The 19,297-nt window shown below is 63.0% G+C and carries 21 protein-coding genes; 13 read left to right on the top strand and 8 right to left on the bottom strand.

Annotated features, from left to right (window positions below; genetic code table 11):
* Window positions 1–12: 12 nt before the first annotated feature.
* Entirely contained in the window at window positions 13–267 is a 255-nt protein-coding gene (locus tag P0D89_RS15905; protein WP_408358063.1) for a hypothetical protein, read from the bottom strand.
* A 204-nt stretch (window positions 268–471) separates the two neighbouring features.
* Here P0D89_RS15905 and P0D89_RS15900 point away from each other — a divergent pair, with 204 nt between their 5' ends.
* The 7 genes from P0D89_RS15900 to P0D89_RS15870 all read left to right on the top strand — a co-directional run bounded on the left by P0D89_RS15900 (window position 472) and on the right by P0D89_RS15870 (window position 6,662).
* Window positions 472–1,194 carry a response regulator transcription factor gene (locus tag P0D89_RS15900; RefSeq protein WP_408358062.1) on the top strand — a complete coding sequence of 241 codons (723 nt, stop codon included), beginning with the start codon at window positions 472–474 and terminating at the stop codon, window positions 1,192–1,194.
* 47 nt (window positions 1,195–1,241) lie between these two features.
* Window positions 1,242–2,528 (top strand): glutamyl-tRNA reductase, encoded by a 1,287-nt coding sequence (hemA, locus tag P0D89_RS15895; RefSeq protein ID WP_408358061.1) that lies wholly within the window; start codon window positions 1,242–1,244, stop codon window positions 2,526–2,528.
* A 123-nt stretch (window positions 2,529–2,651) separates the two neighbouring features.
* Complete coding sequence (gene prfA, locus P0D89_RS15890; RefSeq protein WP_408358060.1) at window positions 2,652–3,734, top strand: peptide chain release factor 1; 1,083 nt, start codon at window positions 2,652–2,654, stop codon at window positions 3,732–3,734.
* Window positions 3,735–3,745: 11 nt separating this feature from the next.
* On the top strand, window positions 3,746–4,630 hold the full coding sequence (gene prmC, locus P0D89_RS15885; protein WP_408358087.1) for a peptide chain release factor N(5)-glutamine methyltransferase: 885 nt from the start codon (window positions 3,746–3,748) through the stop codon (window positions 4,628–4,630).
* Window positions 4,631–4,752: 122 nt separating this feature from the next.
* A complete protein-coding gene (gene grxD / locus P0D89_RS15880) occupies window positions 4,753–5,064 on the top strand; it encodes a Grx4 family monothiol glutaredoxin (RefSeq protein WP_408358059.1) in 312 nt (103 codons plus the stop codon).
* Between the two features lie 46 nt (window positions 5,065–5,110).
* Entirely contained in the window at window positions 5,111–5,710 is a 600-nt protein-coding gene (locus P0D89_RS15875; RefSeq protein WP_408358058.1) for a UbiX family flavin prenyltransferase, read from the top strand.
* A gap of 166 nt (window positions 5,711–5,876) precedes the next feature.
* Window positions 5,877–6,662 (top strand): DODA-type extradiol aromatic ring-opening family dioxygenase, encoded by a 786-nt coding sequence (locus P0D89_RS15870; RefSeq protein ID WP_408358057.1) that lies wholly within the window; start codon window positions 5,877–5,879, stop codon window positions 6,660–6,662.
* Window positions 6,663–6,768: 106 nt separating this feature from the next.
* On the opposite strand, the gene P0D89_RS15865 is transcribed toward P0D89_RS15870, so the two are convergent.
* The gene (locus tag P0D89_RS15865; protein WP_408358056.1) at window positions 6,769–8,364 is read right to left on the bottom strand and encodes an APC family permease; all 1,596 of its coding nucleotides are present in this window, start codon (window positions 8,362–8,364) and stop codon (window positions 6,769–6,771) included.
* 428 nt (window positions 8,365–8,792) lie between these two features.
* On the opposite strand from P0D89_RS15865, the gene P0D89_RS15860 reads away from it, so the two are divergent.
* Window positions 8,793–8,996, top strand: a complete 204-nt coding sequence (locus P0D89_RS15860; RefSeq protein WP_007180251.1) for a cold-shock protein — start codon at window positions 8,793–8,795, stop codon at window positions 8,994–8,996.
* A gap of 116 nt (window positions 8,997–9,112) precedes the next feature.
* Here the strand turns inward: P0D89_RS15860 and P0D89_RS15855 are convergent, their stop codons facing one another.
* Entirely contained in the window at window positions 9,113–10,363 is a 1,251-nt protein-coding gene (locus tag P0D89_RS15855) for an Hsp70 family protein (protein ID WP_408358055.1), read from the bottom strand.
* Between the two features lie 188 nt (window positions 10,364–10,551).
* On the opposite strand from P0D89_RS15855, the gene P0D89_RS15850 reads away from it, so the two are divergent.
* Window positions 10,552–12,027, top strand: a complete 1,476-nt coding sequence (locus P0D89_RS15850) for an MFS transporter (protein ID WP_408358054.1) — start codon at window positions 10,552–10,554, stop codon at window positions 12,025–12,027.
* 54 nt (window positions 12,028–12,081) lie between these two features.
* On the opposite strand, the gene P0D89_RS15845 is transcribed toward P0D89_RS15850, so the two are convergent.
* On the bottom strand, window positions 12,082–12,675 hold the full coding sequence (locus P0D89_RS15845; RefSeq protein ID WP_408358053.1) for a nitroreductase family protein: 594 nt from the start codon (window positions 12,673–12,675) through the stop codon (window positions 12,082–12,084).
* A 176-nt stretch (window positions 12,676–12,851) separates the two neighbouring features.
* Window positions 12,852–14,135, bottom strand: coding sequence for an MFS transporter (locus P0D89_RS15840; protein WP_408358052.1), 1,284 nt, complete (start codon window positions 14,133–14,135; stop codon window positions 12,852–12,854).
* A gap of 156 nt (window positions 14,136–14,291) precedes the next feature.
* Here P0D89_RS15840 and P0D89_RS15835 point away from each other — a divergent pair, with 156 nt between their 5' ends.
* Complete coding sequence (locus P0D89_RS15835; protein WP_408358051.1) at window positions 14,292–14,942, top strand: TetR/AcrR family transcriptional regulator; 651 nt, start codon at window positions 14,292–14,294, stop codon at window positions 14,940–14,942.
* Window positions 14,943–15,044: 102 nt separating this feature from the next.
* Entirely contained in the window at window positions 15,045–15,599 is a 555-nt protein-coding gene (locus tag P0D89_RS15830; RefSeq protein WP_408358050.1) for a DUF1415 domain-containing protein, read from the top strand.
* Between the two features lie 76 nt (window positions 15,600–15,675).
* On the opposite strand, the gene P0D89_RS15825 is transcribed toward P0D89_RS15830, so the two are convergent.
* On the bottom strand, window positions 15,676–16,518 hold the full coding sequence (locus tag P0D89_RS15825; RefSeq protein WP_408358049.1) for a class I SAM-dependent methyltransferase: 843 nt from the start codon (window positions 16,516–16,518) through the stop codon (window positions 15,676–15,678).
* A gap of 386 nt (window positions 16,519–16,904) precedes the next feature.
* On the opposite strand from P0D89_RS15825, the gene P0D89_RS15820 reads away from it, so the two are divergent.
* Entirely contained in the window at window positions 16,905–17,225 is a 321-nt protein-coding gene (locus P0D89_RS15820) for a type II toxin-antitoxin system HicA family toxin (protein ID WP_408358048.1), read from the top strand.
* 106 nt (window positions 17,226–17,331) lie between these two features.
* Here P0D89_RS15820 and P0D89_RS15815 read toward each other — a convergent pair whose 3' ends face one another.
* Window positions 17,332–17,541, bottom strand: coding sequence for a DUF1059 domain-containing protein (locus P0D89_RS15815; protein ID WP_408358047.1), 210 nt, complete (start codon window positions 17,539–17,541; stop codon window positions 17,332–17,334).
* A 23-nt stretch (window positions 17,542–17,564) separates the two neighbouring features.
* A complete protein-coding gene (locus P0D89_RS15810; RefSeq protein WP_408358046.1) occupies window positions 17,565–17,873 on the bottom strand; it encodes a hypothetical protein in 309 nt (102 codons plus the stop codon).
* Window positions 17,874–17,929: 56 nt separating this feature from the next.
* Between P0D89_RS15810 and P0D89_RS15805 the strand changes: the two genes are divergently transcribed.
* Entirely contained in the window at window positions 17,930–19,225 is a 1,296-nt protein-coding gene (locus P0D89_RS15805) for a TIGR03862 family flavoprotein (protein WP_408358045.1), read from the top strand.
* Window positions 19,226–19,297: the final 72 nt, after the last annotated feature.

Below are 19,297 nucleotides of genomic sequence, written 5' to 3'. Positions count from 1 at the left end.
ACCTGCAAGTATTTATCGACGGGAAAGCAAGCCGACCGTCGCGGCAACGGCGATCAATGCGATGGCGGTGCATACCGGCCATTCGAGCGTATCGCCGTCATGAAAGAGACCTGTCACGTTGCCGGCCATGCGCGCGACCGCCGCGCCGAGCACGCCGGCCAGCAGCGCCATCCACCAACCGGCGCGGCTCGCACGGCGCAGCGGATGGAACCACCACCCCGCCAGACCGATTGCCGCCCCCAACACGACGATGCCGGGCCACCCCATCAGCGAGCGGCCCCGCGCATTTTCAGATTCGTCTGATAGGCGCAGGGGTTGAGGACAGCTAGCATTTTTTGTCTCATTAACTTGAAGTTCAGCGCGGCGCTTTCCGCATAGCGGTTGAGTTTAGGGGTCGGGGTGATGTTAGGCAAGTTGGGCAGGCCTCACGGACAAGCCGCCTCCCAGTCGTCGCCAACCTGAAGCCGCGCCATGCGAATCGCCCTCATCGAACCGGATGTCCAACACGCCAAACTGGTCGACCGGCTGATCTTCGCCGGCGGCCATGTGTGCCAGCACTTCACCACCAGCGCGTCGTTCCTGCATCGCGCCAACGACGAATTCTTCGACCTTCTGATCACCGAAAACTGGGCCGGCGACCACCCGGCCGAAGACGTGATCCCGCGCGCGCGCTCCATCCTGCCAAGCCTGCCGGTCATCGTGCTGATGTCGGCGCCGCGCGAGAGCCAGATCGTCGCCGCACTGCATGCCGGCGCCGACGACTGCCTGAGCAAACCGGTTCGCGGCCCGGAGATGCTGGCGCGGGTGGACGCGCTCTTGCGCCGCGCGGGACTGCGGCGGCCGGCCAACCGGCGGCGCGACACCATCGGCGGTTATGCGTTCGACGCGGCGCACTTCGCCGTCACCTACCGCAACAGGACGGTGATCCTGACCCCAAAGGAATTCCGCCTTGCGTTGATGCTGTTCAACAATCTGGCGCGCCCGGTGTCGCGCGCGCATATTCTCGAAACCGTGTGGGCACGCCGTCGCGACGTGAAGTCGCGCACCATCGACACGCACGCGTCGCGCGTGCGCAGCAAACTTCAGTTGCGCCCCGAGCTTGGCTATAGCCTGACGCCGGTCTACGGCTACGGCTATCAGCTCGACGCCATCCCACAGGACGCCGCTGCGCAGGAAGACGCGTCCAAGATGTAAGAATCGTGGAAACGCTATAATGTTTAGCCAAACCATAGCTCCCCAAAATGCAGCTTCTAACGATCGGAATCAATCACCACACTGCGCCTGTCGCCTTGCGCGAACGCGTGGCGTTTCCGCTCGAACAGATCAAGCCTGCATTGGAGACGTTCAAAGGCGTCTGGCTCGGCCGCACGGCCCGCACGGCGCCGGAAGCGGCGATTCTGTCCACCTGCAATCGCACCGAGCTCTATTGCGCCACCGACGACCACGCCGCGCGCGAAGCCGCAGTCCAGTGGTTTTCGAAGTACCACAACCTGCCGATCGACGAACTGGCGCCGCACGTCTATGCGCTGCCGCAGTCCGAAGCGGTTCGCCACGCATTCCGCGTCGCGTCGGGGCTCGACTCCATGGTGCTGGGCGAGACGCAAATCGTCGGACAAATGAAGGATGCGGTGCGCACCGCGTCCGAAGCCGGCGCGCTCGGCACCTATCTGAACCAGTTGTTCCAGCGCACCTTCGCGGTCGCGAAGGAAGTGCGCAGCACGACTGAGATCGGCGCCCAATCGGTTTCCATGGCGGCGGCCGCGGTGCGGCTCGCGCAGCGCATTTTCGACAAGATTTCCAATCAGCGCGTGCTGTTCATCGGCGCGGGCGAAATGATCGAATTGTGCGCGACCCACTTCGCCGCGCAGCACCCGCGTGAACTGGTGGTCGCCAATCGCACGGCCGAGCGCGGTTCGCGTCTCGCCGAGCGCTTCAACGGCCGGGCTATTCCGCTGTCGGAACTGCCGACGCGCATGCACGAGTTCGACATCATCGTGTCGTGCACTGCGTCCACGTTACCGATCATCGGCCTCGGCGCGGTCGAGCGGGCGGTCAAAGCTCGTCGTCACCGGCCGATCTTCATGGTCGACCTGGCCGTTCCGCGCGATATCGAACCCGAAGCCGGCCAGCTGGAAGACGTATTCCTGTACACCGTCGACGACCTCGGCGCGATCGTCCGCGAAGGCAATGCGTCGCGGCAAGCCGCAGTCGCGCAGGCCGAGTCGATCATCGAAACGCGCGTGCAGAATTTCATGCAATGGCTCGACGCGCGCAGCATCGTCCCTGTCATCCGTCACATGCATACGCAGGCCGACGTGCTGCGCCGCGCCGAAGTCGAACGTGCACAGAAAATGCTCGCGCGCGGCGACGATCCAGCAGCGGTGCTCGAAGCGTTGTCGCAAGCGCTCACCAACAAGCTGATCCACGGCCCCACGCACGCGCTCAACCGCGCGAGCAGCGAAAACCGTGACACGCTCATCGAACTGATGAGCGGTTTCTACAAGCACTCCGGTTCCACGGAGCGTTAGCGGCGCAGTCAGCGCCGCGCTGTCGCGCCGCCCGCAAGTGGCGCGCGATGTGCTTCCGTTCAGGGCATCCGCCCACTTCCCCTAGTCGCCGTCCTTGCCGGAGCCCGCTCCGAAACCCGTCCGATGAAAACGAGCATGCAACGCAAGCTCGACCAGCTCACCACGCGGCTGGCCGAACTGAACGACCTGTTGAGCCGCGAGGACATCACCTCGAATCTCGACCAATACCGCAAGCTGACACGCGAACATGCCGAGCTTGGACCGGTGGTCGAGCATTATGCGCTGTGGCGTCATGCAATGAACGACGCTCAAACCGCGCAGGAACTGCTGGCGGACACCTCGATGCGCGACTTCGCGGAAGAGGAAATCCGCGCGGCGCGCGAGCGCATGGACAAGCTCGGCGCCGAGCTGCAGAAGATGCTGCTGCCGAAAGACCCGAACGACGACCGCAACATCTTCGTCGAAATCCGCGCTGGCACGGGCGGCGACGAGTCCGCGCTGTTCGCGGGCGATCTGCTGCGCATGTACCTGCGCTTTGCCGAGCGCAATCGCTGGCAGGTCGAGATGATGTCGGCGAGCGAATCGGATCTCGGCGGCTACAAGGAGGTGATCGTGCGGATCGCCGGTGAGGCCGCGTATTCGAAGCTCAAGTTCGAATCCGGCGGCCATCGCGTGCAGCGTGTGCCGGCCACCGAAACGCAGGGGCGCATCCACACGTCCGCCTGCACGGTCGCGGTAATGCCGGAAGCCGACGAAATCGGCGAAGTCGAGATCAATCCCGCCGATCTGCGCATCGACACGTTCCGCGCGTCGGGCGCGGGCGGCCAGCACATCAACAAGACCGACTCCGCGGTGCGCGTCACGCACTTGCCGACCGGCATCGTCGTCGAATGTCAGGACGACCGCTCGCAGCACAAGAACAAGGACCGCGCGCTGAAGGTGCTGGCCGCGCGCATCAAGGACAAGCAGTCGCACGAGCAGCAGGCGAAGGAAGCCGCCACGCGCAAGAACCTGATCGGCTCCGGCGACCGTTCGGAGCGGATTCGCACGTACAACTTCCCGCAGGGGCGTCTGACCGACCATCGGATCAATCTGACGCTCTATCGCCTCGACGCGATCATGGACGGCGATCTGGACGAGCTGATCGCGGCGCTGGTCAGCGAGCATCAGGCTGAATTGCTCGCCTCGCTCGGCGACGCGGACTGACGCTGCCAATGATGCCCGCCAAGCCAGACCACCCGGCCCATCCGGCCACACCGGAGACTTCGGCAACGGCCGACGCGCTGTTGCGCGCGTCGCCGCTGCCGCCATCAGAAGCGCGGATTCTGCTCACGCACGTGCTCGGCTGGAGGCGCACGCAGCTGATCACGCGCGGCGACGAACCACTCGAACGCGCGAGCGTCGAGCGTTACCAGGCGCTGGAAGCGCGGCGCATGGCGGGGGAACCGGTCGCACAACTGGTCGGCGCGCGGGAGTTTTTCGGTTTGGACTTCGAAGTCACGCCGCACGTGCTGATTCCGCGTCCGGAAACCGAATTGCTGGTCGAGACCGCGCTGGCCACACTCGAAAACATCTCGCGGCCCCGCGTGCTCGATCTCGGCACCGGCACCGGCGCGATTGCCGTGGCGATTGCGGCGACGCGGCCCGACGCGCAGGTGTGGGCGCTCGACCACTCCGCCGAGGCGCTGGCGGTGGCCGTGCGCAACGCCGCTCGCCTGCTGGATGCGAAACGCCAGGGCGGCGTCGTCGCGCTCGATCGAAGCGACTGGTACGACTCGCTCGACCCCGCGCTGCGCTTCGACTTGATCGTCAGCAATCCGCCGTATATCGCCTGCGGCGATCCGCATCTGTCGGAAGGCGATCTGCGCTTCGAGCCGCGCGGCGCGCTCACCGATGAAGCCGATGGCCTCAGCGCGATCCGCACGATCATTGCGGGCGCGCCCGCACGCCTCGCCGTGAATGGCGCATTATGGATCGAGCACGGCTACGACCAGGCTGAAGCCGTGCGTGGGCTGCTCAGCACGCAAGGTTTCGCGCGGGTATGCTCGGAACGGGATCTCGCCGGTATCGAGCGGATCAGCGGCGGCAGGCTCGGCGGCTAGCCTGCTGCATGATCTGAATACCCACAGTCGACACACGGACAAGACGTCCCTCGGCCACGCGTACCGAAATCCGCTATCATTTCAGCCTATTCCCCACACATCACGGAACCGCAAGGTCAGTCATGGATACGCAACAACGCATCAAGCAAATCGTCGACGATAACAACATCGTCCTCTTCATGAAGGGCACCGCCCAGTTCCCGATGTGCGGCTTTTCGGGCCGCGCTATCCAGATTCTGAAAGCGTGCGGCGCCGGCGAAATCAAAACCGTCAACGTGCTCGAAGACGACGAAGTCCGCCAGGGTATCAAGGTGTTCTCGAACTGGCCGACCATTCCGCAGCTCTACGTGAAGGGCGAATTCATCGGCGGTTCGGACATCATGATGGAAATGTACGAATCGGGCGAACTGCAGCAACTGTTCGCCGCGGCCTGAGCAGCTGCGCGCTCCACGTATCCGCATCATCAAGGCGCCGCAAGCCATGGAAACACGCCCAGCGGTGCCACACCGGCTGATCGTCGCGATCACCGGTGCAACCGGGGCCATCTACGGCATCCGGTTACTCGAGACGCTGCGTCGGCTAGGCGGCGTCGAGAGCCACCTGCTGATTTCGAACGCAGGCTGGCTCAATATCCAGCACGAACTCCAGTTGGGCAAAGATGACGTGCATCCGCTCGCGGATGTCGTCCATTCGGTGCGCGACGTCGGCGCGAGCATCGCGTCCGGCTCGTTTGCCACCGACGGCATGGTGGTCGCCCCCTGCTCGATGAAAACGCTCGCGAGCGTCGCGCACGGTTTTTCCGACAATCTGATCACGCGCGCGGCCGATGTCACGCTCAAGGAGCGCCGCCGCCTCGTGCTGCTTGTGCGCGAAACGCCGTTCAATCTCGCGCATCTGCGCAATATGACCGCCGTCACCGAAATGGGCGGCGTGATCTTCCCGCCACTGCCCGCGTTCTACAACCAGCCTGCGTCGATTGACGAAATGGTCGATCACACCGTCGCGCGTGTGCTGGATCTATTCGCGCTGGGGCCGGCTTTGTCACCCGCGTGGGCGGGTTTGCGGGGCGCTCAAGAGTAACGCGCGGGCTTCCTGTGGCATGGGGCGCGCATGCTCCACCCCGCGCCAATTGAAAACAGCCTCGACATAATCAATTCTGTTTTTGCCCGTTTATCAAACTACAGTGCGGGCTTATAGTGGTTGCAATACAACCTCTGCGCCGCGTCCTCGCGGCTGCGTTGCTGCCATGAACCGCCTACCCTCGCTTTTCCTTTCCCACGGCGCACCCACGCTGCCGATCGATCCGTCGATGCCGTCCGCGGAATTCGGCGCGCTGAGTGCCCAACTACCGCGTCCGGAAGCCGTGCTGATGTTGTCGGCACACTGGGGAACCGCCGAGCCGCTGGCGAGCACCGCCACCGCGCCGGAAACCATCCACGATTTCTACGGCTTTCCACGTCAGTTGTACGAAATTCAGTACCCAGCGCCGGGTGCGCCCGAGGTCGCGCGCCGCGCGGCCACGCTGCTCGGGGAGAGCGGCATCCTCGCGGACGTCCAGCCGCACGGGCTCGATCACGGCGCGTGGGTGCCGATGCTGCTGATGTTTCCGCATGCCGACTTGCCGATCGCGCAGTTGTCGATCCAGCCGCACAAGGACGCCGCGCACCATTTCCGCGTGGGCCGCGCGCTGCGCGCGCTGAAAGACGACGGCGTGATGGTGATCGGCTCCGGCCAGATCACGCACAATCTGCGCGCCGCCGACTTCTCCGCGCGCCCTGAAGATGCCGACCCGCGCGTCACTGAATTCACCGACTGGTTCGAGGCAAAGCTCGCCGCGCACGACGTCGACGCGCTGCTGGACTATCGGCGCCAGGCCCCGCACGCCGTGCTGATGCATCCGACCGACGAGCATCTCTTGCCGGTATTCGCTGCACTGGGAGCGGCGGACGACGATTATTTGCTGGCGATCCAGTCGCTCGGCACTTACCAGCGCTCGCTCGCGATGACGAACTACGTGTTCGGCACCACCTGACTCTGCACCGCCGGGCACTCACGAAAAAAGCCCGCCTGAGCAACTCAGGCGGGCTTTTTAACGTTTGGACCGAAGCGCGATCCGGCCGACTGGCTGAGCGCGGCGCTTAGTGCGCGCCCATGCCTTCGAGCACTTCGTCGTGGGTCTGACGCTCTTCCAGGTACTCGGAGCGGTAGCCGCTATTGACGCCCCAGTAGTAGAACACCAGCGAGAAAGCAATCACCACCAGCATGTCCCAGCCGTACGGCAGGATGCCGAAGCCGCCGAATTCCTTGCTGCCGATCAGCGACAGAATCGCCATGATGGGCAGGTAAGCGACCAGCCACCATGCCGCCTTCAGATCGCGGCCCCAGCCGGCAAAACCCGACTTCGCCTGGAAGTAGAAGTACACCGGCAGCGCGACGACCATCAGCAGAATGATTTCGCCGGTGAGCGGCCACCTGGCCCAGTACAGGATCAGCGACGCGCACACGAACGCGAACGGCGCGATCAGCTTCATGCCGACGATGTGCAGCGGACGCTCCAGGTCGGTCGCCGCGCGGCGCAACGCCATCAGGCTGATCGGCCCCGTCAGGTACGAGATCACGGTGGCGACCGAAATCACCGCCGCCAGCGAACTCCAGCCGCGGAAGAAGAACAGGAAAATAAACGACACGAACAGGTTGAACCACATCGCCTGACGCGGCACGCCATAGAATGGGTGGACGTTGCCGAACATCTTCGGCATCGTGTTGTTGCGCTCCATCGCGTAGATCATGCGGGTGGTGGTCGCCATATAGGTCGTACCGGTACCGCTCGGGCTGACGAATGCGTCGACGTACAGCAGGATCGCCAGCCAGTTCAGGTTGAGCGCGATCGCGAGTTCCGCGAACGGCGATGCGAAGTTGAAGTGGCTCCAGCCCTTCATCACGTCGCTCGGGTTCACCGCGCCGATATACGCGATTTGCAGCAACACGTAGATCACCAGCGCGAGCAGGATCGAGCCGATCACCGCGAACGGCACGCTCTTGGCCGGATTGCGCGCCTCACCGGCGAGGTTGATCGGGCTCTGGAAGCCGTTGAACGCGAACACGATGCCGCTCGTCGCCACCGCCGTCAGCACGGAGGACCAGCCATACGGCGCGAACGTGCTCACTTCGCCGAAGTTTTCCTTGTGGAAGCCGGTCAGCATCAAGCCGAGGATCGTCGCGCCGGGGATCAGGAACTTGAAGATCGTGATCGCCGAATTGGCGCGCGCGAACAGCTTCACGCCCCAGTAGTTCAGCAGGAAGTAAATGATCACGAGCCCGGCCGACAGCAACAGCCCGTTCGTGGTCAACGATCCGCCGACGAATAGCGCATGCGCCCAGGGATAGGGCCACGTACTCATATATTGAATGGACGCTTCCGCTTCGATCGGAATCACCGAAACGATCGCGATCCAGTTGGCCCACGCGCTGATGAAGCCGACCAGCGCACCGTGCGAATAGCGCGCGTAACGCACCATGCCGCCGGATTCCGGGAACATCGCGCCGAGTTCCGCGTAGGTCAGCGCAATCGCGAGAATCACGACCGCGCCGATGACCCATGCGCAAATGGCAGCGGGGCCGGCAATTTTTGCAGCCTTCCACGCGCCGAACAGCCAGCCCGATCCGATGATCGAACCCAAGCCGGTCAGCAAAAGCGCGAACGGCCCGATGTTCCGTTGTATAGAACTTTTCACATCTTCTCCTGTATCAGAACCATGTCGGCACCGCGTGACATCGCTTATGGCGTTGGGAGACGGGTGACGCGCATGCATACGCGACGGATACATTCTCGAAAGGTGCAACCGTCGCGCGGCGCGTAGTTTAACGGTTGCACCGTCTTGCTGCAGCGAAGGGTTCTCCCTGGTTAAAAATTCGGACGAATAGCAAGCTTTGTAAGCAAAAACCGTACCAAGAGCCCAAGTATTCGTAAAGATTTGAGGAGACTGTTGACCTTCTCTCAAAATCGCCGTATAACGTCCGGGCAGGATTTCAAGCGGCGAGTGAATTGGTCTTTCGTAGTTCGCCCATCAACGGTACTCCGGTTGGTCCCATTACCCCCTTCCTTGATTTTCATGCACCCTCTGGGCTTCGGCCTTATTTACCATCTTTAGGAACAAGTAATATGGAAACCGGTACCGTCAAGTGGTTCAATGACGCAAAGGGCTTTGGCTTCATCACGCCGGACGGCGGCGGCGAAGATCTGTTCGCGCATTTCTCGGAAATCCGCACGGAAGGCTTCAAGACGCTGCAAGAAAACCAAAAGGTTACGTTTGAAGTGAAGACGGGCCCGAAGGGCAAGCAAGCTGCTAACATCAAGCCGGTGTAAGCAACACGCTTCCTTCTGGACGCAAAAAAACCCCGCCTCGGCGGGGTTTTTTTATATCCGTCGGAACTGAATGCGCGGATTAACTCCGCAGTATGCGGCCGATTAGTTTGTGTTGGTTAACCGAACAAACGCCGCGCGTGAATACCGAGTCCCGTCGCGACGCTGGCGAGGCGATCGCCGAATACCGCTTTAGCATCCGGAAACGCCGCCGCCAATGCGCCCGATAGAAACGCCAAACCAGTCGAGCCACCCGTAAAGTAAATCGCGCCGACGTCGCGCGGCGCGACGCCGGCCGCCTGGACCGTGTCGCGCGCCGCCTGCACGATGCGCTGCGTTTCGTCCTGACCGGCCTGGATGAGCTGGGCTTCGTCGAACGCGAGGCGCAGGTCGTCTTCCACTTCGTCGAGATCGATCAAAGTCTCGCCGCCCGCCGCCACGCCGATCTTCGCCTCTTCCGCATGCGCCGCCAGCGCATGCCCGAGGCGGCGTTCCACGACGCGCATCAGGCGGTCGTGGTGCTTGACCTCGGTGAACAGGTGCCGCATCAACGCGAGTTCGCTGACGCGCTTCGGCGCATAGACCGTGTTGATCAGGTGCCAGGTCGCCAGGTCGAAATAGATCCGGTTCGGAATCTCGCGCCCTTCCGGATCGAGCGATTGATAGCCGAGTTCGCGCAGGATCGTCGCCAGTTCGACACGGCGGTCGAAGTCCGTGCCCGCGACGTGCACGCCGTGGTGGGCCAGCACGTCGTCCTTGCGCTCGACGCGCTTCATGCGCTCCGGCCCGACGCGCACCAGCGAAAAGTCCGACGTGCCGCCGCCGATATCGGCCACCAGCACCAGCCCCTCTTCCGTCAGATGCGATTCGTAGTCGAACGCGGCCGCGATCGGCTCATACTGAAAGTGAATCTCCCGCAGACCGGCCGAGCGCGCGGCGGCTTCGAGCTGCTGCTGCGCCATCTGATCGGCGCGCGGATCGTCGTCGACGAAAAACACCGGGCGCCCCAGCACTGCGCGATTGATCGGGCCACCGGCGCTCGTTTCGGCCGAGCGCTTCAGGTGATCGACGAAAATCGCGATCACATCCGTGTACTTGATCGCGGAGCCGTCGCCCAGATCCGTGGAGTTTTCGGCGAGCGGAGAGCCGAGGATGCTCTTCATCGAGCGCATCAGCCGGCCGTCGAAACCGTCGATGTAGGCGGCCAGCGCCGCCCGCCCGAATTCGCGGGTATCTTCGTCGGTATTGAAAAAGACCGAGGTGGGCAGCGTCGTGTAGGCGCCCTCGACCGGCGCGAGCTTCAGCAGAGCGCCGTCAGGCACGGCCACGGCCGAGTTGGAAGTACCGAAGTCAATCGCGCAATAGTTCATGGCAGGAATCGCCGCTCACGGCTGGCGCGGACAGAAAGGGGAGCGGCTTTGTATCACGAAAGCTCGATCAGCATCAACTTACGTTTTCACGACGGCCGCGGTATCGCAATGTGTCGATCGACGGAACGAATATTGCTCCTTTCGACAGGATACGCCGCCAAATTTCCGGATTGAGGAGATTTCAAGCAATGAGCGCGCCGCCGACTGCCGCTGTTCACGAGAAAACCGCCACAATTATCGAAACGGACCTGCCCTCGCGGCTCGACCGGCTGCCGTGGGGCCGCTTTCACTCGCTGATCGTGGTGGCACTGGGCGTGACGTGGCTGCTTGACGGTCTGGAGGTGACCTTGGCGGGCGCTGTCGCGAGTGCGTTGAAATCCAGCCCATCGTTGCACTTTTCCAACGCCGACGTGGGTCTCGCGGGCAGCGCGTATATTGCCGGCGCGGTGCTCGGCGCGCTCGGTTTCGGCTGGCTGACCGACCGGCTCGGCCGGCGTAAGCTGTTTTTCATCACGCTCGCGCTCTATCTGGCCGCCACCGCGGCGACCGCGTTCTCGTGGAATCTGGGTAGCTTCCTGCTGTTTCGTTTCCTGACCGGCGCGGGGATCGGGGGCGAATATACGGCAATCAATTCGACGATTCAGGAGTTCACACCGGCCCGGGTACGCGGCTGGACCGATCTGGGCATCAACGGCACGTTCTGGGTGGGCGCCGGCCTTGGCGCGGCGGGCTCGCTGGTGCTGCTCGATCCGAATCTCCTGCCTGCCGACTTGGGCTGGCGCGCGTGCTTCTTTATCGGCGCGGTGCTGGCGCTGGGGATTTTGCCAATGCGCATCTGGATTCCCGAAAGCCCGCGCTGGCTACTCACGCACGGTGACGAGCGCGACGCGCGCTCGATCGTCGAAGGAATCGAGGCGCGTTTTCACCGTGAAGGCCACGCGCTGTCCGACGACCAACTGACGCGACTGCGGCTGCGCGCACGCGGACATACGCCGCTGCGCGAGGTATTTCACACGCTTTTCAATGTACATCGACGCCGCGCGCTGGTCGGCCTAACGCTGATGACCGCGCAGGCGTTCTTCTACAACGCGATTTTCTTCACCTACGCGCTCGTGCTCACCGATTTCTATCAGGTGCCGGGCGATCACATCGGCTGGTATCTGCTGCCCTTCGCACTCGGCAATTTTCTCGGCCCGCTGCTGCTCGGCCGGCTCTTCGACGTGATCGGACGACGCAAGATGATCGCGGTGACCTACGGCATGTCCGCGATCCTGCTGACGTTGAGCGGCTATCTGTTCGAGCAGCAGATGCTCACCGTCGTCACGCAGACGATTGCCTGGATGGTGATTTTCTTCTTCGCGTCGGCGGCGGCGAGTTCGGCTTATCTGACGGTCAGCGAATCGTTTCCGCTCGAAATCCGCGCGCTGGCGATTGCGGTCTTTTATGCGTTCGGGACGGCGCTCGGCGGCATTATCGGGCCGGCGTTCTTTGGCCGGCTGATCGACACGCACCAGCGCAGCGAAGTGTTCTCGGGCTATCTGGTCGGGTCGGGGCTGATGCTCGTGGCAGCCGTGGTCGCGGCGATCTGGGGCGTGGATGCGGAGCGCAAATCGCTAGAGCATGTGGCGACGCCGCTGTCGAGCGTCGCGGACGGCGCGGAATAAAAAACGCGCGGACGGCGCCGCGCATTTTGCTTTGCACCGAGCGCGGCAAGCCGCTCAGAGGGCTTTTTTCCAGCCGCCGCCGTAGGCGATATCCGCCAGCGGCAGACGCTGGCGCACCGACTTCTCACGTTCGCGCAGCACCGGATCCAGCTTGTCGATCTCACCGTAATGGCCGAGCGAAATGATCGCGATTGCGTCCACGTCGTTCGGCAGCGCGAACGCCGTGCGGAACGCGTTCGGGTCGAAACCGCTCATCTGATGCGCGGCAAGTCCGAGCGCATGCGCCTGCAACACCAGCGCCATCGCGGCGGCGCCCGCGTCGTACTGGGCGCAGCGATTCACTTCGCCCTTGCTGGTCAGCGTGTGCACAGTCACGGCGATCAGCACCGGCGCGCGCGAATTCCAGCCCTGGTTGAACGGCACCAGCGTCGCGAAAGCCTGCTTGAACGAAACTTCGTCGACGCTGCGATCGAATACAAGAAAGCGCCACGGTTGCGCGTTGTACGAAGACGGCGCCCAGCGTGCTGCTTCGAGCACGGAGCGCAGATGCTCGCGGCTGACCGGCTCGCTCGAATACGCGCGCGGGCTCCAGCGGCCTCCAATAAGCTCGTGAATGGCAACTTCGGTAGGGGCGGGTTTGTTGGCCATGCGCTTCTCTCGGTCGAAATTCATGATCGCCGGGCGGCTGCCCGAGGTGACATAGCATAACCGGGCTTCGGCGCACGCGGTCCAATAAGCGAGCAGTTTGTTTCCACGTTGGCTGCAAAAAAACGGCCCGTTTGGGGCCGTTGCTTGTTGCTTTATCGCGCTCGCGGCGCCCAGCTTTATACCGCTTGGGGCTCCGGCACCTTCGCCGGCCGGTTGATCCGCAACACGATCACCGCGGCGACGAGGCACAGGCCACCCGAAATCATCGACGCCACCGTATAAGTGCCCAGGCTCGCGCGCAGCATGCCCGCGCCGAGCGCCGCGAACGCCGCGCCGAGCTGGTGGCCCGCGACCACCCAGCCGAACACTACCGGCGCCGATTCCTTGCCGTACACGTCCGTCGCGAGACGCACGGTCGGCGGAACTGTGGCGATCCAGTCGAGCCCGTAGAACACCGCGAACAGCGGCAAGCCAAAGAAGTCGATACCGAACGCATGCGGCAGATACATCAGCGACAAGCCGCGCAGACCGTAATACCAGAACAGCAGCACGCGGCTATTGAAGCGGTCCGACAGCCAACCCGACAACGTCGTGCCAAACAGATCGAAGATGCCCATCGCGGCGAGCAGCGACGCACCCTGCACCTCGGTCATGCCGTAGTCGCCGCACATCGCGATCAGATGGGTGCCGACATAGCCGTTGGTGCTCGCGCCGCAGATGAAGAAACTGAAGAACAGCAGCCAGAAATCGCGCGTCTTGCTCGCCATCGCGAGCGTTCCAAACGCAATGGCGAGCGGATTCTGTTTGGTGACGGTGCTCGTGACCGGTGCGTCGTGCGGTTCGCCATATGGGCGCAGTTTCATGTCCACCGGGCGTTCCGGCAACAGAAATGCGACCAGCGGAATCACGATCGCCGCCGCCAGCGCGACGACCCACACGACCTGGCGCCAGCCGTAATGCTCGGCGATGGCCGCGAGCATCGGCAGGAACACCAGTTGGCCGGTGGCCGAACTCGCCGTGAGAATGCCCATCACGAGGCCGCGGCGGGTCGTGAACCAGCGCGTCACCACGGTCGCCGACAATGACAGCGCCGCGACCCCCGTCGAGCCGCCGACCATCACGCCCCAGATCAACACCATCTGCCACGGATGTGTCATCAGCGATGACAGCGCCACGCCCGCGGCCATCGTGCCGAGCGCGACCAGCAGCGTGGGCCGCACCCCGAAGCGCTGCATCGCAGCCGCCGCGAATGGCCCCATCAGCCCGTACAGCGCGATGTTCACGGAAATGGCCAGCGAGATCGTCGCGCGGCTCCAGCCGAATTGATGCTCGAGCGGCACCATCATCACACTCGGCGTGGCGCGCGTTCCGGCCGCCGCCAGCAGTACCAGAAACACCACCGCCACGGTCAGCCAGCCGTAGTGGAAGCGTCCGCCAATCAGTCTCGCCGCCCAGTTCATTGGTTCTCCAGTCGACGCTTCGCCAAAACAGGCTTGCGTCGTTCGTATTATTACGGTTCGCGTAAAGGACTTGTGACAGATCAGTCACAATGGTGTTGCGATATTAGTTACTGGTCGGTAACATGTCAAGGCGTCAGTTCAATTCAGGTGGCCATCATGTCCGACAGCGAAACCCTCAAGCCGACCGGTGAGTCCCGCGCACGGCGCGCGCGCAGCGCGCAGACAGCCGGACCGCAGGCGCAGCAGAACTTGCTGCGCGCCGCGAGCGAGCTGTTCTATCGCGAGGGCGTGCGCGCGGTCGGCGTCGACGCGGTGGTCGAGCGCGCCGGCGTGAACAAGATGAGTCTGTATCGCCAGTTTTCGTCGAAGGACGAATTGGTGATGGCTTATCTGGAGCAAAAGGACGAGCAGTTCTTCGACTACGTGGAGAAGAGTTTCGCCCAACATCCGGGCGAACCGGCGCGCCAGCTTCAACAGTATTTCGACGACCTCGCGGTGCGAGCGTCGATCGACGACTATCGGGGTTGTCCTTTCGTGAATGTTTCGGTGGAGTTTTCCGACACCGCGCATCCGGCGCGCCAGTTCGTGTTCCGCAACAAGCAGCGCTTGATGGCGCGCCTCACCGAATTGACAACTGCAACGGGTGCCGATGACCCGGTGGCGCTTGCGGATGCGCTCGGTTTGATGATCGAGGGCGTGTATGCCTCGAGTCAGACCTACGGCCCGGGATGCGGGCCCATTCTGGCCGCGCCGAAGGTCGCCGCGCAGTTGATCGCCGCCGCATGCGGCGGGACGCGGGTGCAGTAAACCGAGTCGCGTCGCGTTATTCGACGCCACATTTGGCGCTGGACGCGAATCGCTGCGAACCCGCGCCGTTAGAATGGCACTTTATCCGCTGTGCCGCCCGCCATGCCGTTACCCGCCGAATCCCACGATACCGTCGTAGCCGCCACCCGTCACTGGCTGACCGAGGCGGTGATCGGGCTCAATTTGTGTCCGTTTGCGAAGGCCGTGCATGTGAAGGGGCAGATTCGCTATGCCGTGAGCGACGCCATCGACACGGAAGCCGTGTTGACCGATCTCGAAGCCGAGCTTCAGACACTGATCGCGACCGATCCGGAAGCCATCGACACCACGCTGCTGATCCTGCCGCGCGCACTCGGCGATTTTCTCGACTTCAACGATTGCCTGTTTTTCGCCGACCGGCTCATCAAGCAGCTTCGGCTCGAAGGGATCGTTCAGATCGCGAGCTTTCACCCGGCTTACCAGTTTGAAGGCAGCGAGCCCGACGACATCGAAAACTATACGAATCGGGCGCCCTATCCGATCCTGCATCTGCTGCGCGAGGACAGCATCGAGCGAGCCGTGCAGGCCGTCCCCGATGCGGAAGATATTTACGAGCGCAATCAGGCAACCTTGCGACGCATCGGACTTGCCGGCTGGAACGCGTTGATGAAGAGCTGATTCGCTCAAGAGCGGCGCCTCGCGAAGGGCGACACGACTGATAAAGAAGTTCTGCCGTTGCCCTGCTGCACGAAGGTCAGGCAGGAGCAAAAAACCGCTCTTTCAGTTCTTCAATGCCTAGCGTTTCCATCACCTCGTTGAGCCGTTCGGCCGGCCGGCGCCGCGGCAAATCCTTGTACTGCGCGATGATCAGTTCGTTCTTCATCGAGTGCTCCCACCCGACCAGCTCGGTCACGTTGACCTGATACCCGTGTGCTTCCAACTGCAAACAGCGCAACACGTTCGTGATCTGGCTGCCAAATTCGCGCGTGTGCAATGGGTGCCGCCAGATCTCCGTCAACGCGCTCGCGAGCGATTTTCCCTTGTTGCGCCGCAGCACGCCGGCCACCTCTGCCTGACAGCAGGGCACGACCACGATGTACTTCGCCTGTTTTTCCAGCGCGAAACGGATCGCGTCGTCGGTTGCGGTGTTGCACGCGTGCAGCGCCGTCACGATGTCGATCTGAGCAGGCAAACTCGCAGACGTAATCGACTCCGCCACCGACAGGTTCAGAAACGACATCCCCGTAAAGCCCAGCCGCGCGGCCAGTTCTTCGGACTTCGCAACGAGGTCTTCGCGCGTTTCAATGCCGTAAATGTGCGAAGCAGCACCTGCGGCACCCTGAAACTCCTTGAAGAAAAGATCGTAGAGGATAAAACCTAGGTATGACTTGCCCGCGCCGTGGTCGACGAGCGTCAAGTCGCCCTGCTTGTCCTTGAGGTCTTTGAGCAGCGGCTCGATGAACTGGAACAGGTGGTAGACCTGCTTCAGCTTGCGGCGGCTGTCCTGATTCATCTTGCCGTCGCGCGTGAGGATGTGGAGTTCTTTCAACAACTCGACGGACTGGTTCGGACGGATTTCGTGGGTTTTGCTGGACATCTTGTGGACCGTCGTCAATTGCACCGCGAACGTGCGACAGATGACGGAAAAAGGGAAAAGTTGCTGCCAGTTTACCTAATGTGCGGGTCGCTCACCCAAGGAGCTACGCAAACCATGTAAGAAATGCGGTCAACCCGGAACGCTTCCTGCTCGAAAAAGCATCGCGCGAACATTTCGGAAGTGGCCAAAAAATCAGCTTGCGCAGCGGCCGAGCCCAATCGCGCAAGCCGTGTCGCCATAACAAGACGCTGCCGGGCGTGACGACGCTCACGCGAACCGAATGCATGTGGGGAGGACGGACCCGGAACACGGGCCAAATGTTACGTAACCAGCAGCGCGCCGAGACATCAACCGGGACGCGCGCTCGGATGATAGAAGAGGCGGCAATGGACACGGTACCCAACGGAAACGTCGAACAAAAATTTCAGGAAATGCTGGCGAAGCTCACCGCGACGCCCGTCTGGTCGGAGAAGCAGCAACTCGAACTGGAGATGGCGCGCGATATCTCCACGGAAATGCTACGTCTTGCCGAGGTCATGCGCGATGGCAACGTCGACATGGAAACGTGTCTGACCATGCTCAAGTACGCCAAAGTGCTCGACTTCGTGATGACCACGCTCGCGTCGCGGCGCGACATCAAACCGCAAACGCTGCGGGTTATCTTCAAGCTCGCCGGGCTGAAGGTGGACGAGGCTTACCCTGGTTGATGATCGGGACACCCCCGCAGGTTGCACGACAACGCCGCGACCCGCGAACGGTACTACGCCGCTCGCACGGGTCGGCCGGCGCCTTCCGTCCGCGCAGGACTGCCACTCACGCGCTGGGTGCTTCGACCGGCGGCGTGCCTTCATGAAACAGCGTCTTCAGTTGCGAACGCAATTCCGGTGAATCCGTGTGTTTGTGGATGGCGACCGCGTGCTGTACGGCCGCTTCGAGCAATTCGCTCTCAGTGTCGGCAGATAGCGCGACGGTGCAGTTCATTTCGCTCGGAAACTCGCGACAGTCGATGTACTTGCGGCTCATGGCAGGCTCCTCGATCCAGACGATCAAACCTTCATGCGGACAACGGACGCGCGAACCGCGTCGCCGACGATGACCCTGGCTGCGATCGCAGGCACGGCCAAACCGGCGGCAAGCAGGCGGTGGACTGGTTTAACGCGAGGGAAAGACGCGGACGGCATTCGATGGAAGGCGTTCTGAAAGTATAGTTCGCACGGGTCGAGAACAAAGACGCGGATGCGCGTCCCGATGGATGCGAAAACGCCCGAATCCGGCTTATTTCGACTCCCTGTGCCGCCAGCACGTTTGCCCTGCGCCGTCGGCGGTGTGAAAATAGCGCCCTTCGTGCCGTCCATCGTCATTCGATCAGGCCGGCGCGCCGCCTCCTCCTTCCGCTTATCCGCAGGACCGCATGCCATCCTCCTTCGATTCCGCCCGTGTCGCCGTGATAGGCGGCGGCCCCGCCGGCCTGATGGCGGCCGAGGCGCTCAGCGGGCGCGGCTTGCAGGTCGACCTCTATGACTCGATGCCGTCTGTCGGCCGCAAGTTCCTGATGGCGGGCAAAGGCGGCATGAACATCACGCACTCGGAGCCGCTCGAACCGTTCCTCGGCCGCTACGGTGCCCGCCGCGAGAGGATCGCTCCGCTGCTGGACGTGTTCGGACCCGACGCACTGCGAGCCTGGTTGCAGGGGCTGGGCATCGACACCTTCGTCGGCAGTTCCGGACGGGTTTTCCCAACCGATATGAAAGCGGCGCCGATGCTGCGCGCGTGGCTGCATCGACTGCGGGAAGCAGGGGTGCACTTTCATATGCGGCACAAGTGGAGCGGTTGGGTGACGGATGCAGGCGATGGTGCTCACTCCGCCCCCGCCGCACACACGCTGCGCTTTGCAACGCCCGACGGCGAACACAACGTGACCTGCCAGGCCGTGGTGTTCGCGCTCGGCGGCGCAAGCTGGCCGCGCCTCGGATCGGACGCTGCGTGGGTGCCGCTGATGGCCGCGCGTGACGTGCTGGTGACGCCGTTGCGGCCCGCCAACTGCGGCTTCGATGCCGACTGGAGTCCGTATCTGCGCGAGCGTTTCGCGGGTCAGCCAGTCAAGCCGGTCGCCATTTCACTCACTGACGTAGACAATAAAGTCCATAATCGACAAGGTGAAATACTTCTGACCGAAACCGGCGTCGAGGGGAGCCTGCTTTACGCGTTGTCGGCAGCAATCCGCGAGCGAATTCTGGCCGACGGCGACGTGACGATCGCGCTGGATCTGGCGCCAGGCTTGACGCTCGAGCGAGTGGTCGCCGAAGTCACGCGGCCACGCGGTTCACGCTCGATGTCGAGTCATCTGCACGGCCGGATCGGCATTGGCGGCGTGAAACTGGCCCTGCTGCACGAGATTCTGTCGAAGGAGGCCTTCGCCGATGCGCACGGCCTCGCGCATGCGATCAAGGCGCTGCCGGTGCGACTCACGCGCGCGCGGCCCATCGCGGAAGCGATCAGCACCGCCGGCGGGATTCCGTTCGAAGCGCTCGACGCGCAGTTGATGATCGAGCAGCTGCCCGGTGTGTTTTGCGCGGGAGAGATGCTCGATTGGGAAGCGCCGACCGGAGGCTATTTGCTGAGCGCCTGTTTTGCCAGTGGATTGGTGGCCGGGCGGGGAGCGGCGGCGTTTCTCGAGGTACCGAAGGGGCGCGGGGCGTCGGTTTGACGCGCCGCCGCGCGACTTTGCTGTGGCACGGCAATGTGTCTCGTTGCCGTCTCACGCGCCTGTATATCTCAA

The sequence above is a fragment of the Paraburkholderia sp. RL18-085-BIA-A genome (assembly GCF_046027075.1).
Classification (GTDB): Bacteria; Pseudomonadota; Gammaproteobacteria; order Burkholderiales; family Burkholderiaceae; genus Paraburkholderia.
The sequence above is the reverse complement of the archived record's forward strand: the minus strand, read 5'-3'. Positions and strand labels throughout refer to the sequence as shown.